We start from the raw sequence: 13969 nt of genomic DNA, 5'->3' as shown, positions 1-13969 counted from the left end.
GGCCGAACCGCTGCGCGGGAGCTCTTGCACGCGTCAGACTTCGTGCTCGACGGACTGCCCGAGGTGGTCCGCCCAACCGCTTGGAGGGGTGTGCATGAGTCAGGACGTTGATGGCTCGGACCGTTTGGGCGAGATCGACGAGCAGCACGAGGGTGACGACCTGGTGTTCGTGTGGAGCGGCCGAGGGACGGCTCAGCGAAGTGTCGAGGTGGCTCGTTTCGACACCGTCACGCACCTCCTGCGCATCTTCCCGAAGACCTGGCGGTCGACGAGTGGCTACCAAGACCAGTTCCGGCAAGTCACGGAGTTGCAGCTCGAGGAGTTTGACCTGGACCCCCAGGACCACTCTGGTTTCAGTGAGCGGTTTGGTCTAGCCATGCTGAACGGACTGCCGAGGGGCTTCGGGGCGGTCTATGCCTACGGGCTGGGCATCAGGCCCGAGTATCGGGGGCTGCTGCACTCGATCGAGGACCACTCCAACTGCACGGCTGTCCGGTTCGTCGGACCTGATCAGGTGGAGGAGCAGCGGGGAGGCGTCTACTACTTGGCACTCTCTCGTTTCGAGACGTACCGCCAGGCGGTCGACCGGAACAAGGGCCGCGCACAGACCGCGCTCGGGCGGGTGATCGACTCCGAGCGGCACAACGCGGTTGCTGACCTGTTCGGGCTGCAGGACGTCGAGCCGAAGTACGCGAAGAACGAGGTCATCAACTCACTGACGGAGGAGATCTCGACCGGCCACGTGATGACAGAGGAGGACCGCGTTGCGCTCGTCGACCGGGTGAGGATCGAGGCACCCAAGGCGGCGAGAGAGTCGCCGGAGCAGTTCGGACGGCTGCGCCAAGATGTCGAGCTCGCGTCGCTGGAGGTATTGATCGAGACCTTCGAGAGCGGGATGGTTGGAGCGGCCGCGAAGGACGAGAGCTACTGGCAAGGTTTCTTCCACGCGCACCCGTTCGCCCTTCAGCAGGTGTTCGGCGCCCCGATTGTGGAGGTGCTGGAGCAGGCGGAGGTTCGCGGCGCTGGCGCCGCGCGCAAGGGGGCACGCATAACGGACTTCCTGTGCAAGAACGCAGTCACGCGAACCGCTGTGGTCGTCGAGATCAAGACGCCGGCGGCGACGCTCATGGAGCCGAAGCCGTATCGCGCCGTTTACGCGCCCCACCGCGAGGACCTGGCGGGCGCCGTCGCTCAGCTCCAGGCGCAGATGGAGTCGGTCACCCGCCACCTCGCCCGGAATGAACCCGACCCCGACCTGGGTGATCTCGACCTGTGGCACACGAGCGGAGCGGTCATCGTCGGTCGGGTCGGCGATCTCGACGGTGAGCAGCGGGAGTCCTTCTTGCGCTACCGCGAAGGCCTCGCTGGCGCGATTGTCCTCGGGTACGACGAAGTCTGCGAGCGCCTGAAGGGTTTGCTCGAGCTGCTGAAGAACCCGCCACCGGCCTCCGTCGGCCCGTCCGAGGGCCTGGAGGTCAGCTGACGCGTCCCTTCAGGCGGCGGTCTCGGTGGTCGACCAGGCGGCTGGTGCGTGCAGCTGCTCGAGGAGCGGAGGAGACGTACCGCCGGGGTCGCTCGAGCTCGGAGACCACCATGGCCGAGATCACCGGCACCGCCCCCACCGAGACGGAGGTGGACCAACCCGAACTCCTCACGGCATGCTCAACGAGCTGACCCGCACGGTGCCGAGAAACTCCACCACGTCGCGGGACGCCACCTCCGGTCGGCGCCCTCGCGGCACACGAACCCACGAAGAAGTCACGAAGAAGTCCGGCAACTGGCGGCTTTCGGACACACTCTTGCGCATCGCGCGCAAGGCGTCACCGCAGGTCAGAGCACCGACTGACATCCGCCGACATCCAGCGGCACGACGAGGTTCAAGTCCCACCGCTACCGCGTGTGGGGCCCGTTGGAACTCAGGGCCTTGTAGTGACAGAACCCCTCGTGGGGGCCCGGAAGGGCTCCGAGCGGGGGTTTCTGTCATGTCGGGGCCCTCGTTCGTGGGGAGGCCGACAGGCGCGTGCTCGTGGCGGGCATCTTCAGATCGGGCTCATCATCGGAGGCGTGCCCGCGACACCACTGTGCGAGTACCTCGCTCAGGCGAGCTGTCGGGCCTCCTGCACGTACGTCGGGAAGACCGCGGCGAAGAGCTCCGCGGTCTTGACGAGCCACTGTGCGAGGTCGGGCGCGAGGGCGTCGTCTCGCCAGTCGCCCCTGCGCGGCAGGATGACTTGGCTGGACTTGTGCTCGGGGTTGCCGCGCCATTCGAGGGTGGCGTCGAGGGCTTTCTCGATCTCCTGGCGGTGCCTGTGAAGGTGAGCGAAGAGAGCCTTGTCGTTGCGGATGTAGAACGAGCAGCAGACGGCCGGCTCGCGGGTGGCGAGGGACAGCACGACGGCGCAGCCGGGCTGACCAATGTTGACGTCGACGGCGTCCTGCGTCGTGGCCTTGGGCCACGAGGTGATGAGGGCTCCGGTGGACTCACCGAGGTCACGGACGGTCTGGAAGAACGCCTGCCGCTGTGACAGCAGCGGCCTGGCGCCCGTTGCCCGCCAGCCTGACTCGTCGCCGACCTCAAGTCCTGCGAGTTCTGCCAGCTCGCGACCGTCTATGAACTGGTCGGCGGCGGCGTGTCCGTCGTCGTCGAACTGCAGACCCTCGGACATCAGGTGGGTGTGGAGGTCATCGGTGCGTTCAGGGTCGAGCCAGCGGAAGCCAGGGGAGATCGTCCCGCCGGTCTGGAGCACCCGCCAGGCGCCTTGCATGGGGTGGGTGGTGATGATCGCCGCGACTGGCTGGGGATAGGAGCCCGCGACCAGCGCCACCTCGCCGTAGGAGGTCCAACGTCCAGCGGGGATCTCCGCGACGATCGAGGCGACCAGTCGGCGGGTCTCCGACGGCTCCTCGTCGCTCGCGCCGGAGAGGGCCTCGTTCGGACTGGGCCACAGGCCGATGATCCTCTCGGCCAACTTCGCCCCACGTGAGTTGATCTCGTCAACGCTCCACGCCTCGTTCGCGGCGATCTCGTGATTCATGCGGAGCCCGGACTCAGCGAGCATGACCCGCTTCGCCGCGAACGGGCGGTTGCTCAGCTCGCTGTTGTAGCCGGTGAGGGACAGGTTGCCAATGGTGTGCACGAGACGCTCGTGCTCGGCGGCCACGTCGGCGTCCTCGGGAAGGCCGGCCGCGAAGTCCTGGCGGACAGCGTCGGTCAGGGTCTGCGGCAGCACGTGTTCGATCGTGAGGTTCTTCGGGTCGACGAACTCCTTGCCCCCGTAGGACTCCTCGAGCCACTGCAGGATGAGCTTCTTCTGCGCGGCGCGGCCCTGCCAGTAGAACGGCACCACTCCGACGGCCTGGCGGATCTGCTTGTCGGTGGCGAAGTACTTGCGGCCGCGGGATAGGTAGTCGCGCAGGGAGACGTCGACTGCTTCGGCGTCCGCGACCGCACCCACGGCCTGGAGCAGGCTGCGATTGAGGCCGGCGGTAGCGCGCCCCACCACGATGCGACGCACGAAGTACGACTCCAGCGTCAGTAGAGCGTCGGCGACCTGGGCGGGTGTGGCGGTGCCCGCGGCCCGGCGGGCAAGGATCGTCATGACGACCGGGTAGGCAGTGGTCGAGCCCCACACCCGGATGTGTTCGAGCCGGCGCTGGATCGCGGGGTCACTCTCTCGCGACGGGTCGAGGATCGTGGCCAGGACGTCGCCGAGAGCGGCGATGCGCCGCACCTCGGACTCGATCTGATCGGGCGTCGTGAACCTCTCCAGCCGCTTTTGCTGACCGGCGTAGGTGTCCGACTGCTTGGCGCGCTCGTCTCGCTGGGCCAGGTCCAGCCAGAAGAGCAGCTCGAGAGCATCGGAGGACAGCTTCTTCTCCAACGGCAGCCACACCGCGTCGTAGACGTCCTCGGCGCGTTCGCCGAGCCGCATGAACAGGTAGTTCTTGATCAGGTCGGACTGGTTGAGCTGCAGGCCGGTGTTGTTCAGCGACTCGAAGATGCGGTGGGCGTTGTCGCCGGGCTCGGCGGTCACCACGACGACGGTCAGCCCGTGAACGACGGCGTTCTCGATCTCCTCCAGGTCGTGCGGGTCGGCCGGGTCGTCGGCCGCGGCGATCTTGGCCCGGAAGTGGTTGTAGGCGTTGCCGATCGCATCAGCCCCGCCGGCATCCGCCGATGACGTCAGCACCGCCTTGTATGCCTCGCGGTCGGCCTGGGTGGGCAGCACCTTGGTCGGCTTGCCCTTGTCGTAGAGGTTCACCAGGTACTGGGCGTGGATGCCCTCGGCCCGTTCGGTGTCGCCGGTCTCGGCGAGGTGGTCGCGCAGGGCCGCGAGCAGCAGCGTGAGTGTGGTCAGGCGTTGCTGTCCGTCGACGACGAGCAGCTTGGACACACCGACGGCATAGAAGTCGGGGCTGGTAGCCAGCACGAGCGAGCCGATGAAGTGACTCGCCCCTGGCTCGTCGCGCCGGGTCGTGACCAGCTCGACGATGTCGTCCCAGAGCTGGTCGAGCTGCTTCTTGCGCCACGAGTACACCCGCTGGTAGAGCGGCACCTGGTACTGCTTCTTGCCCTCGAGCACCCCGGCGAAGCTCGTCTCCGTCGCCTTGACCACGCGCGTCCCCCGTGTCTTCACCTGCGACAACGACCCGCCTCACCGTAGCCGCTCGCGGCGGCGCGGGTCCATGACGTGTCGGCCCGCACCGATAGAGTCGGGTTATGAATCGTGAGACCCAGAGGGCAGAGCTCCACAAGACCATCTGGAGGATCGCGACAGACCTGCGCGGCAGCGTCGACGGCTGGGACTTTAAGCAGTACGTGCTCGGCTTCCTGTTCTACAGGTACATCTCGGAGAACCTCACTGCATACCTCAATGCTGGCGAGCACGCGGCCGGTAATGCGGACTTCGACTACGTCAAGGTTCCCAATGCCGACGCCGCCGACCCTGACCTCGTTCGCGAGATCCTGGCGGAGAAGGGGTTCTTCATTCGCCCCTCGGAGCTTTTCGCCAACGTCCGCTCCCGCGCGCCGCGCGACCCGAACGTCAACGAGACCCTCGAGCGGGCCTTCCGAAACATCGAGGCCTCCGCCGTCGGCACCGATGCCGAGGATGATCTCAAGGGTCTGTTCGACGATCTCGACGTCAACTCCAACAAGCTTGGCCCCACGGTGGCCAAGCGCAACGAGAGGCTCGTCAAACTGCTTGACGCGATCGGTGACCTGAACCTCGGCAACGGGACGTTCAGCGAGAACAAGATCGACGCGTTCGGCGACGCCTACGAGTACCTCATGCAGATGTACGCCTCCTCGGCCGGCAAGTCTGGCGGTGAGTACTACACCCCGCAGGAGGTCTCCGAACTGCTCGCGCGCATCACCGTCGTCGGCAAGACGAGCGTGAACAAGGTGTACGACCCGGCGTGCGGGTCCGGGTCGCTGCTGCTGCAGTACCGCAAGGTGCTCGGTAAGGACGGCGTCCGGCAGGGGTACTTCGGCCAGGAGATCAACCTCACGACCTACAACCTGTGTCGGATCAATATGTTCCTGCACGACGTCAACTACGAGCACTTCGACATCGCCCACGGCGACACCCTGATCGACCCGGCCCACCGGGATGACGAGCCGTTCGAGGCGATCGTGTCCAACCCGCCCTACTCCATTCGGTGGGAAGGCGACGCTAACCCGCTGCTCATCAACGACCCGCGGTACGCCCCGGCCGGTGTACTCGCCCCGAAGTCCAAGGCGGATCTGGCATTCACGATGCACATGCTGTCGTGGCTGGCCGTCAACGGGACGGCTGCGATCGTCAATTTCCCGGGCGTGCTCTACCGCGGCGGCGCAGAGCAGAAGATCCGCAAGTACCTCATCGACAACAACTACGTCGACGCGGTGATCCAGCTCCCGCCCGACCTGTTCTTCGGCACCACGATCGCCACCTGCATCATCGTGCTCAAGAAGTCGAAGACGGACAATGCGGTGCTGTTCATCGACGCCTCGGCGGAGTTCGTCCGTGGCGGGAGCAAGAACACGATCACCGAGACCCACCGGCAGCGCATTCTCGACGCCTTCACGGCACGCGAGGATGTCGGCTATTTCGCCCGACTCGTCGAGAACGAGGCCGTCGCAGGAAACGCGTACAACATCTCGGTCTCCTCCTGGGTGGAGGCCGAGGACACCCGCGAGACCATCGACATCACCGAGCTCAACGCCCGCATCGTCGGCATCGTCGAACGCCAGGCAGCACTTCGCGAGCAAATCGACTCCATCGTCGCCGACCTCGAAGGCGCAGACGCATGAGCCGCATCGACGACCTCATTAAACGGCTCGCACCTCGCGGCGTCGAGTACAGGATGCTCGGCGACGTCGCCGAGGTTTTCCGCGGGAAGCGGTTTGTGAAGGCCGACATCGTCGGCTCCGGCGTCCCATGCATTCACTATGGCGAGATCTACACGAAGTACGGTCTGTCGGCGAGTGTTTCGTACTCATTCCTCGAGCCGAACCGTGCGAGGAATCTTCGGGTAGCTCTGCCCGGAGATCTCGTTGTCGCAGTTGCGGGTGAGACTATCGAGGACATCGGCAATGCCGTTGCGTGGCTGGGCTCGGAGCCGGTAGTCATCCACGATGCTTGCTACACCGTTCGGAGCGCGGTGCTGGACGCGACATTCTTGTCGTACCTCTTCCGGACCCGCAAGTTCAAAGACCAGATTCGCAAGTGGATCAGCTCGTCGAAGATCTCATCGATTTCGACGCAGAACCTCTCGCGGGCGCTCGTTCCGGTGCCTCCTCTCGGAGTCCAGCGTGAAATCGTGCGCATTTTGGACACATTTACGGACTTGGAGGCGGAGCTGGGAGCGGAACTGGAGGCCCGCAGGCAGCAGTATGCCCACTACCGGGACACACTCCTTTCGTTCGAAGGTCGCGGTGACATCGAATGGAAGGCGCTCAAGGCTGTAGGGAGCTTCCATCGTGGCCGCCGGTTCACGAAGGCGGACCTCGCCGACGAGGGAATTCCCTGCATTCATTACGGCGAGATATACACACACTACGGAACGTCAGCGACGACGGCTGTGTCGTCCCTGAGGTCGGATTTGACCATTGCGTTGAGGTTCGCCGAGCCTGGCGATGTCATTGTCGTGGACGTTGGCGAGACGGTTGAGGACGTTGGCAAGGCCGTCGCGTGGCTCGGAGATGAACCCGTCGCCATTCATGATCACAGTTACGCCTACCGATCCGAGCTCGATCCGTCGTATGTGTCTTACCTGATGCAGACCGCGGCCTTCGTCGCTGAGCGGGGCCGCTTCGTTGCCCGGACAAAAGTGAAGACGCTCCTGATCGATGGATTTGGGACAGTTCGAGTTCCGGTACCCTCGATCGAGGAACAGCGACGTATCGTGGGCATTCTCAACAAGTTCGACGCCCTGGTGAACGACCTGTCGTCGGGTCTGCCGGCTGAGGTCGAGGCGAGGCGTCAGCAGTACGTGTACTACCGGGATCGCCTACTGACGTTCGAGGAGGCTGCGGCGTGAGCGAGGGGTTGGCGAGCCGGCTCGAGCCGATCGCGCTGTCGTCGGAGGCGACTGTTGTCGCGGAGTTCGAGACTGATCCGGCAGAGGCGACGCGGTACCAGTCGGAGGCAGAGCTCGAGACCGAGCTGATCCGGATGCTGCGTGAGCAGGCGTATGAGTACCTGCCGATCACCTCCGAGGCGGATCTGGTCGCGAACCTGCGCACCCAGCTCGAGGCGCTGAACCACGTCACGTTCACCGACGCCGAGTGGACGCGGTTCTTCACAGAGAAGATCTCCGGGGAGAAGGACGGCATCGTCGAGAAGACGCTCCGGATCCAGGAGGATCACGTCCAGCTGCTGAAGCGGGATGACGGCTCGAGCAAGAACATCACGTTGCTGGACAAGATCCGCGTCCACAACAACCGTCTGCAGGTAATCAACCAGTACGAGGTGCCGGGCGCGCCGGGGTCGGGCACGGGCGGCCGGCCCCAGCGGGCGAACCGGTACGACGTGACGATCCTCGTCAATGGCCTCCCGTTGGTGCACGTCGAGCTGAAGCGGCGTGGTGTGGACATCCGGGAGGCGTTTAACCAGATCAACCGCTACCAGCGGGACTCGTTCTGGTCCGGCTCGGGACTCTTCGAGTACATCCAGCTCTTCGTCATCAGCAACGGGACCCTGACGAAGTACTACTCGAACACCACCCGCGCACAGCACCTGGACGAGCGGGTCAGGGCCAAGCACGGGCGCAAGACGTCGAACTCCTTCGAGTTCACCTCGTGGTGGGCGGACTCCACGAACAGGCCGATCACGGATCTGGTCGGGTTCACCAAGACGTTCTTCGCCAAGCACTCGCTGCTGAACGTGCTGACGAAGTACTGCGTGCTCACCGCAGACCGGATGATGCTGGTGATGCGCCCGTACCAGATCGTCGCGACCGAGCGGATCCTGAACAGGATTGAGACGTCCACGAACCTGAAGCAGTTCGGCACTCTGGCCGCAGGCGGATACGTGTGGCACACGACCGGCTCGGGCAAGACGCTGACATCCTTCAAGACGGCGCAGCTCGCCTCACGGCTCGGGGACGTAGGCAAGGTGTTGTTCGTCGTCGATCGCAAAGACCTGGACTACCAGACCATGCGCGAGTACGACCGGTTCGAGAAGGGTGCAGCGAACTCCAACTCATCCACGGCAGTGCTCAGGAAGCAGCTCGAAGACCCCTCGGCGCGGATCATTATCACCACGATCCAGAAGCTGTCGACCTTCGTCGCAAAGAACACGGATCACGCCATCTATGGCGGGCACGTCGTGATCATCTTCGACGAGTGCCACCGCTCCCAGTTCGGAGACATGCACGCCGCGATCACCAAGGCTTTCAAGCGGTACCATCTGTTCGGATTCACCGGGACCCCGATCTTCGCGGCCAACGCTGGCGCAGGCGGGAACCCGACGCTGCGGACCACGGCGCAGGCGTTCGGGGACAAGCTGCACACGTACACGATCGTGGACGCGATCAGCGACAAGAACGTGTTGCCATTTCGCATCGACTACGTCAACACGGTCAAGGTCGGAGCCGTGGTGGACAAGCAGGTCGCTGCGATCGACACCGAGAAGGCGCTGCTCGACCCTGCCCGCGTGCGCATGGTGACGCAGTACGTGCTGGACCACTTCGACCAGAAGACCAGGCGCAACCAGACCTACGCCCTCGAGAATCGGCGGGTGGCCGGGTTCAACGCCCTGTTCGCGACCGCGTCGATCGAGGCGGCGAAGATCTACTACAACGCGTTCGTCCGCCTGCAGGAGGACGTGCCGGAGGCCAAGCGCCTGAAGGTCGGGCTGATCTTTTCCTACGCAGCCAACGAGGCCGAGGTCGAGACCGCAGCCGGACTCCTCGGCGAGGAGGAGTTCGAGACCCACGACTTGGAGGCCAGCTCGCGGGACTTCCTGGAGGACGCGATCCAGGACTACAACGACATGTTCGGGACCTCTTTCGACACGAGCGCGGAGAAGTTCCAGAACTACTACAAGGACCTGTCGCTGCGGATGAAGAACCGCGAGATCGACCTGGTCATCGTAGTCAACATGTTCCTCACCGGGTTCGACGCGACGACGATGAACACGTTGTGGCTCGACAAGAACCTGCGCGCGCACGGGCTGATCCAGGCGTACTCGCGGACCAACCGCATCCTGAACTCGGTGAAGACCTACGGCAACATCGTCTCCTTCCGCGACCTCGAGGAGGAGACGAACGACGCGATCGCGCTCTTCGGCAACGAGGACGCCGCCGGGATCGTGCTGCTCAAGCCCTACGGGGAGTACTTCGACGAGTATGCCAAGAAGGTTACCGAGCTGCGGGAGCGGTTCCCGCTCGGTGTGCAGATCGTGGGGGAACGCGCGCAGAAGGACTTCATCGCTGTCTTCGGGGCGCTGCTACGGCTGCGCAATATCCTGCTGTCGTTCGACGACTTCGCAGGCAACCAGATCCTGTCGGACCGGGACCTGCAGGACTACCAGTCGATCTACCTCGACCTGCACCAGTCCTTCCGTCGCATGGACACCGCCGAGCGGGAGTCGATCAACGACGACGTCGTGTTCGAGATCGAGCTGATCAAGCAGGTCGAGATCAACGTCGACTACATCCTCATGCTCGTCGAGCAGCACCGAGCCACCAAGGGCGACGGCGGCGACCGGGAGATCAAGGCGACCATCAGCCGTGCCATCGACTCCAGCCCGTCCCTCCGCAACAAGAAGGACCTCATCGAGGAGTTCGTCGACCGGTTGTCCGTGGACGAGGACGTGGCCGACGAGTGGCGCGCCTACGTCGCGACCAAGCGCGACGCGGAGCTCGAGCGGATCATCACCGAGGAGAACCTCAAGCCCGACCAGACCCGTTCCTTTATTGACGCCGCATTCCGCGACGGGCAGGTGCGGACCACCGGAACCGCCATCACCACGATCCTGCCTCCGGTCTCCCGGTTCGCGAAGGGATCGAACCACGGGGCGAAGAAACAGACCGTCATCGACAAGCTCACCGCGTTCTTCGACCGCTTCTTCGACCTGGGATGATGGCAAGCGACCTGATTTTCTCGTGCCGGGCCTGATCGAGCCCCTCAATCCACGAAGGGATGAGAGTCATAATCACCTGCCAGACTGTGCTGAGCAGACTCGACATGGAGGGCACTGAATGGACCAGGCCGGCGCGGCGGTCGTCGCTCTCGACCCAACCGTCGGGCCGTCGGAACTGACGCACCTGGATCCCTGGCAGCTCCTAGCCACTGGGAGGGTGTGCTGGTGCGTTGGGACACGCCCGCCTCCGGTGGTGGGCTCTCACCGTTCGGCCTATCGCTCGCTGGCTCGAGCGAACTCGCCAGGCACATCTCGACCGTGATGCAGCGTGCCGGGCAGACGTCTCGCGCCTCGCGCCGAACCTTGTCTCCGTAGAACTTCCCCCGGGGTCCACCATGACTGACCTCATCCCTGCGGTCGGCGGCGGCTTCCGCGGCATGGTTCGTGCGGCGGGCTCCACCAAGATGGCCGGCCACGCGCCACTCGTCCCCGTCAGTGGCGCGGCGGTCGCGGGAGGCGCGGGTCTCGCACCCGTGCTCGCCGTCATGGCGATCGCGGTCGGAGCGGAGATGCTGGCCCGGTACCAGCAGGAGCAGAAGCTTGCCGCGATCAAGACCATCGTCTCGCGGATCGACCGGTACAACGCGGACCGAGAGATCGCAGAACTGCGATTGGCGGAGCAGGCGATCGTCCTGGGTAACGCCGCGCTCCTGGACAGCATTGCCATACCGAGTTCGGTTGGACTCGGTTCGGCCTGCGACCGGGTCCGCGTCGTACTGAGCCGTCACGTCGAGGAGCTGGATCGCTGGCAGGACGCAGCGGCGCGGCCGCCCAGGAAGGACGGCACGGTCGACTACGCGCAGCTGGTCAAGGCCCTCGGTGTCGCTGAGAACCCCCAGGCCTTCCCCCGTGCCGTGGCGAGCCTCTACCAGGCCCTGAACTCCCGTGCGAAGGTCCTGCTTGCCTCCGAGGCCGCGCTGCTCAACCCCGGCCGCCCCTTGGAGAACCTGCACGCACACCTTGCTACCTCTCTGGCCGCGAACGTCGAGATCCAGGACCGGCTGCGCGAGACCCTCGGGGCTCGCACCGTGCCGCGCCTGCGGTCGGGACGTACTGCACCGACACCCGCCGCTCGGCAATCAGTGACGACCTTCGACCGGACCCTCGGCATGCTCGCTGTCTCGATGAGCAGAACGCAGCCCGCCCTCGCCACCGTGAGTCCGAACGGGCACCACGTCCTGGAGCTCACACGGTCCGCAGACGGAAGTCTGCAGCCACAGGGGCCTGCGGCGTCTGGCTCCACGATGGCGAGCGCGGTTGCGGGCTCTCCGGCTTGAGGCGCGTGGATCAAACGGCGCTTCCTGGGGTCGAGGCCGTCGCTGCGTCTGGGGCCGGAACCTGCAGCTGCGGCCGTCCGTGCGGCTCAATCGCGCGTGAGCTCGGCGATCAGCACCGTGTCGTGTCCGTCGGTCCACGTCTCGTGCCGCCGCAGCCGGAACCCGCTGACGACCATCGCCGCCTGAACAGCGCGCGGCGTGCTGAACTCTGCGTGGCGCATCGGGTAGGGCGCCGGCGCGGTGTGTCCGGCCAGCTCGCGATGATGACGGCTCGCGTCGAACGTCGCGAAGGTGGCGGTGACGACCGTGCCGCCCGGGCGCAGGACCCGGGCCCACTCGCTCACCACCGTCGGGGTGTCCGGAATCAGGTGCAGCCCGGTCACACATGTGACCAGGTCGACCGAGGCGTCCGGGAGGGGGAGGTGCCGCGCGTCGGCCTCGACCAGCTCGGCGTCGGGCAGGGCGTCGCGCGCCACGGCGAGCATCCCGGGTGAGATGTCGACGCCGATCATCCGCGGCACCGCCGGCCCGCAGCGGTCACGCAACGCCCGCAGGACCAGTCCGGTGCCCGTCGCGACGTCCAGGGCCGAGGTCACGGCGTTCAGGTCGACGAAGGCCGCGACGGCGTCCGCGAGCTCGCGGTGCATCGCACTCTCGTCGTAGGACGGCGCCCTCCCGTCGAACCGAGTGCGGACGGCCTGCACCACGTCGTCGGACATGGCCCTGAGGCTAGGCCGACGCCGGCACCTCGAGCACCGACCTTGGTCCGGTCGGCGCGGTCGGCCGATGCGGAGTCACGCCCCGACTTGACCCTCAAGCCCGACCGCAGACGCGCGGGTCAGCGCGTCGACCACCCCCGCCTTGGCGTCCGTGAACGCGACGTCGTCGAGCCCGGACTTCCGGACGAACTCGAGCCCCTGCATGGCTGCGAGCAGCGTGCGCGCGACCTGGCGGGCCGCCACGTCGGCGCGGACCCCGTCCCGGGCCCGCCCGTCCGCGACCTCCGCGGTGAACACGTCGAGGATGCGGTCGTACGTCCGCCGCGAGGCGTCGCGGACGTCGTCGTCGATCCCACGCCCTCCCTCCAGCGTCCGCAGGTCTCGGCCGTCGCGCTTCCCACCGTCCTGCTGGCCGTGTTCATCGTCCCGCTGAGCATCGCGGGCGTCGCGACCGTGCTGCCCAGCATCGCCCGCGACCTGGGCGCCGACACGGTGCAGCTGCAGTGGGTCGTCAACGGCTTCAACGCGTCGTTCGCGGTCTTCACCCTGGTGTGGGGAGTGATCTCCGACCGGGTCGGCTACCGGCGGACGTTCCTCGTGGGCGTCGTCGGGTCGGTCGCGGCCCTCGTCCTCTGCGCGCTGGCGCCGAACCTCGCCCGGGCGCGGAACTTCGCCCTGTTCGGCACCACGCTCGGCCTCGGCCTCGCGGTCGGCCCGACGCTCTCCGGCGCCCTGACGGCGGCGGTCGGCTGGCGGGGAGTGTTCGTCGTGTTCGCCGTCTTCATCGCGATCTCGCTGGTCCTGAGCCCCGCGGTCCCAGCGATCCGGCACGAGCGCCAGGCCGACGCACGGCTGTTCGACCGCCGCCTGCTGCGCAACGCCCGGTTCATGTCCGCGGTGCTCATGCCCGTCATCCAGGCCTTCGGCTACATCACGCTGCTGACCTACCTGCCCGTCGCGCTCAGCTCTGTCTACGGCCTCGGCGCCGGCCGGCTCGCCGTCGTGATGATCGCGCTGACCGGCCCCGCTGTGGTCGGGCCCGCGATCGGCGCGCGCCTGGTCGCCACGGTCCCGCGGATTACGGTGCACGGCGTGTTCTACGCCTCCATCGCCCTGATGCTGCTCGGGAACGGCGGGATGCTGCTCATCGCCGCCGAGCCACCCCTGTGGGTGCTGGTGGTCCCGATGCTCCTGCTCGGGTTCTCCTTCGGGCTGCCGCTCGGGCTCATCGACGGCGCCGCCATGGATGCCGTCCCGGCGGCGAGCAGCGGGTCCGCGTCGGGGCTGCTGCAGTTCGCCCGGCTCGGCAGCGAGGCGCTGATCATCGGGGTCTACGCCGTGG

The 13969-nt window shown here is 66.1% G+C and carries 8 protein-coding genes; 6 read left to right on the top strand and 2 right to left on the bottom strand.

The features are described from left to right. Positions 1 to 124 precede the first annotated feature (124 nt). A complete protein-coding gene (locus VGC18_RS10645; protein WP_331097110.1) occupies positions 125 to 1483 on the top strand; it encodes a Shedu anti-phage system protein SduA domain-containing protein in 1359 nt (452 codons plus the stop codon). A gap of 613 nt (positions 1484 to 2096) precedes the next feature. On the opposite strand, the gene VGC18_RS10640 is transcribed toward VGC18_RS10645, so the two are convergent. Then, positions 2097 to 4637, bottom strand: a complete 2541-nt coding sequence (locus VGC18_RS10640; RefSeq protein WP_331097112.1) for a DUF4268 domain-containing protein — start codon at positions 4635 to 4637, stop codon at positions 2097 to 2099. Between the two features lie 83 nt (positions 4638 to 4720). Between VGC18_RS10640 and VGC18_RS10635 the strand changes: the two genes are divergently transcribed. The 4 genes from VGC18_RS10635 (at position 4721) to VGC18_RS10620 (ending at position 11908) form a co-directional block, all read left to right on the top strand. After that, complete coding sequence (locus tag VGC18_RS10635; protein ID WP_331097108.1) at positions 4721 to 6295, top strand: type I restriction-modification system subunit M; 1575 nt, start codon at positions 4721 to 4723, stop codon at positions 6293 to 6295. Further along, on the top strand, positions 6292 to 7524 hold the full coding sequence (locus VGC18_RS10630; RefSeq protein ID WP_331097105.1) for a restriction endonuclease subunit S: 1233 nt from the start codon (positions 6292 to 6294) through the stop codon (positions 7522 to 7524). Before VGC18_RS10635 ends, VGC18_RS10630 begins: the two co-directional genes overlap by 4 nt. Continuing rightward, positions 7521 to 10571 carry a type I restriction endonuclease subunit R gene (locus VGC18_RS10625; RefSeq protein WP_331097103.1) on the top strand — a complete coding sequence of 1017 codons (3051 nt, stop codon included), beginning with the start codon at positions 7521 to 7523 and terminating at the stop codon, positions 10569 to 10571. The genes VGC18_RS10630 and VGC18_RS10625 overlap by 4 nt, the downstream gene beginning before the upstream one ends. A gap of 395 nt (positions 10572 to 10966) precedes the next feature. Continuing rightward, positions 10967 to 11908, top strand: a complete 942-nt coding sequence (locus tag VGC18_RS10620) for a hypothetical protein (protein ID WP_331097101.1) — start codon at positions 10967 to 10969, stop codon at positions 11906 to 11908. Between the two features lie 86 nt (positions 11909 to 11994). Here the strand turns inward: VGC18_RS10620 and VGC18_RS10615 are convergent, their stop codons facing one another. Continuing rightward, positions 11995 to 12627, bottom strand: coding sequence for a class I SAM-dependent methyltransferase (locus VGC18_RS10615; protein ID WP_331097099.1), 633 nt, complete (start codon positions 12625 to 12627; stop codon positions 11995 to 11997). An 87-nt stretch (positions 12628 to 12714) separates the two neighbouring features. Here VGC18_RS10615 and VGC18_RS10610 point away from each other — a divergent pair. Next, positions 12715 to 13969, top strand: a 1255-nt coding sequence (locus VGC18_RS10610) for an MFS transporter (RefSeq protein WP_331097097.1), incomplete at its 3' end; no start/stop codon positions are given.

The organism is Lacisediminihabitans sp. (assembly GCF_036404185.1).
Classification (GTDB): domain Bacteria; phylum Actinomycetota; class Actinomycetes; order Actinomycetales; family Microbacteriaceae; genus Lacisediminihabitans.
The sequence above is the reverse complement of the archived record's forward strand: the minus strand, read 5'-3'. Positions and strand labels throughout refer to the sequence as shown.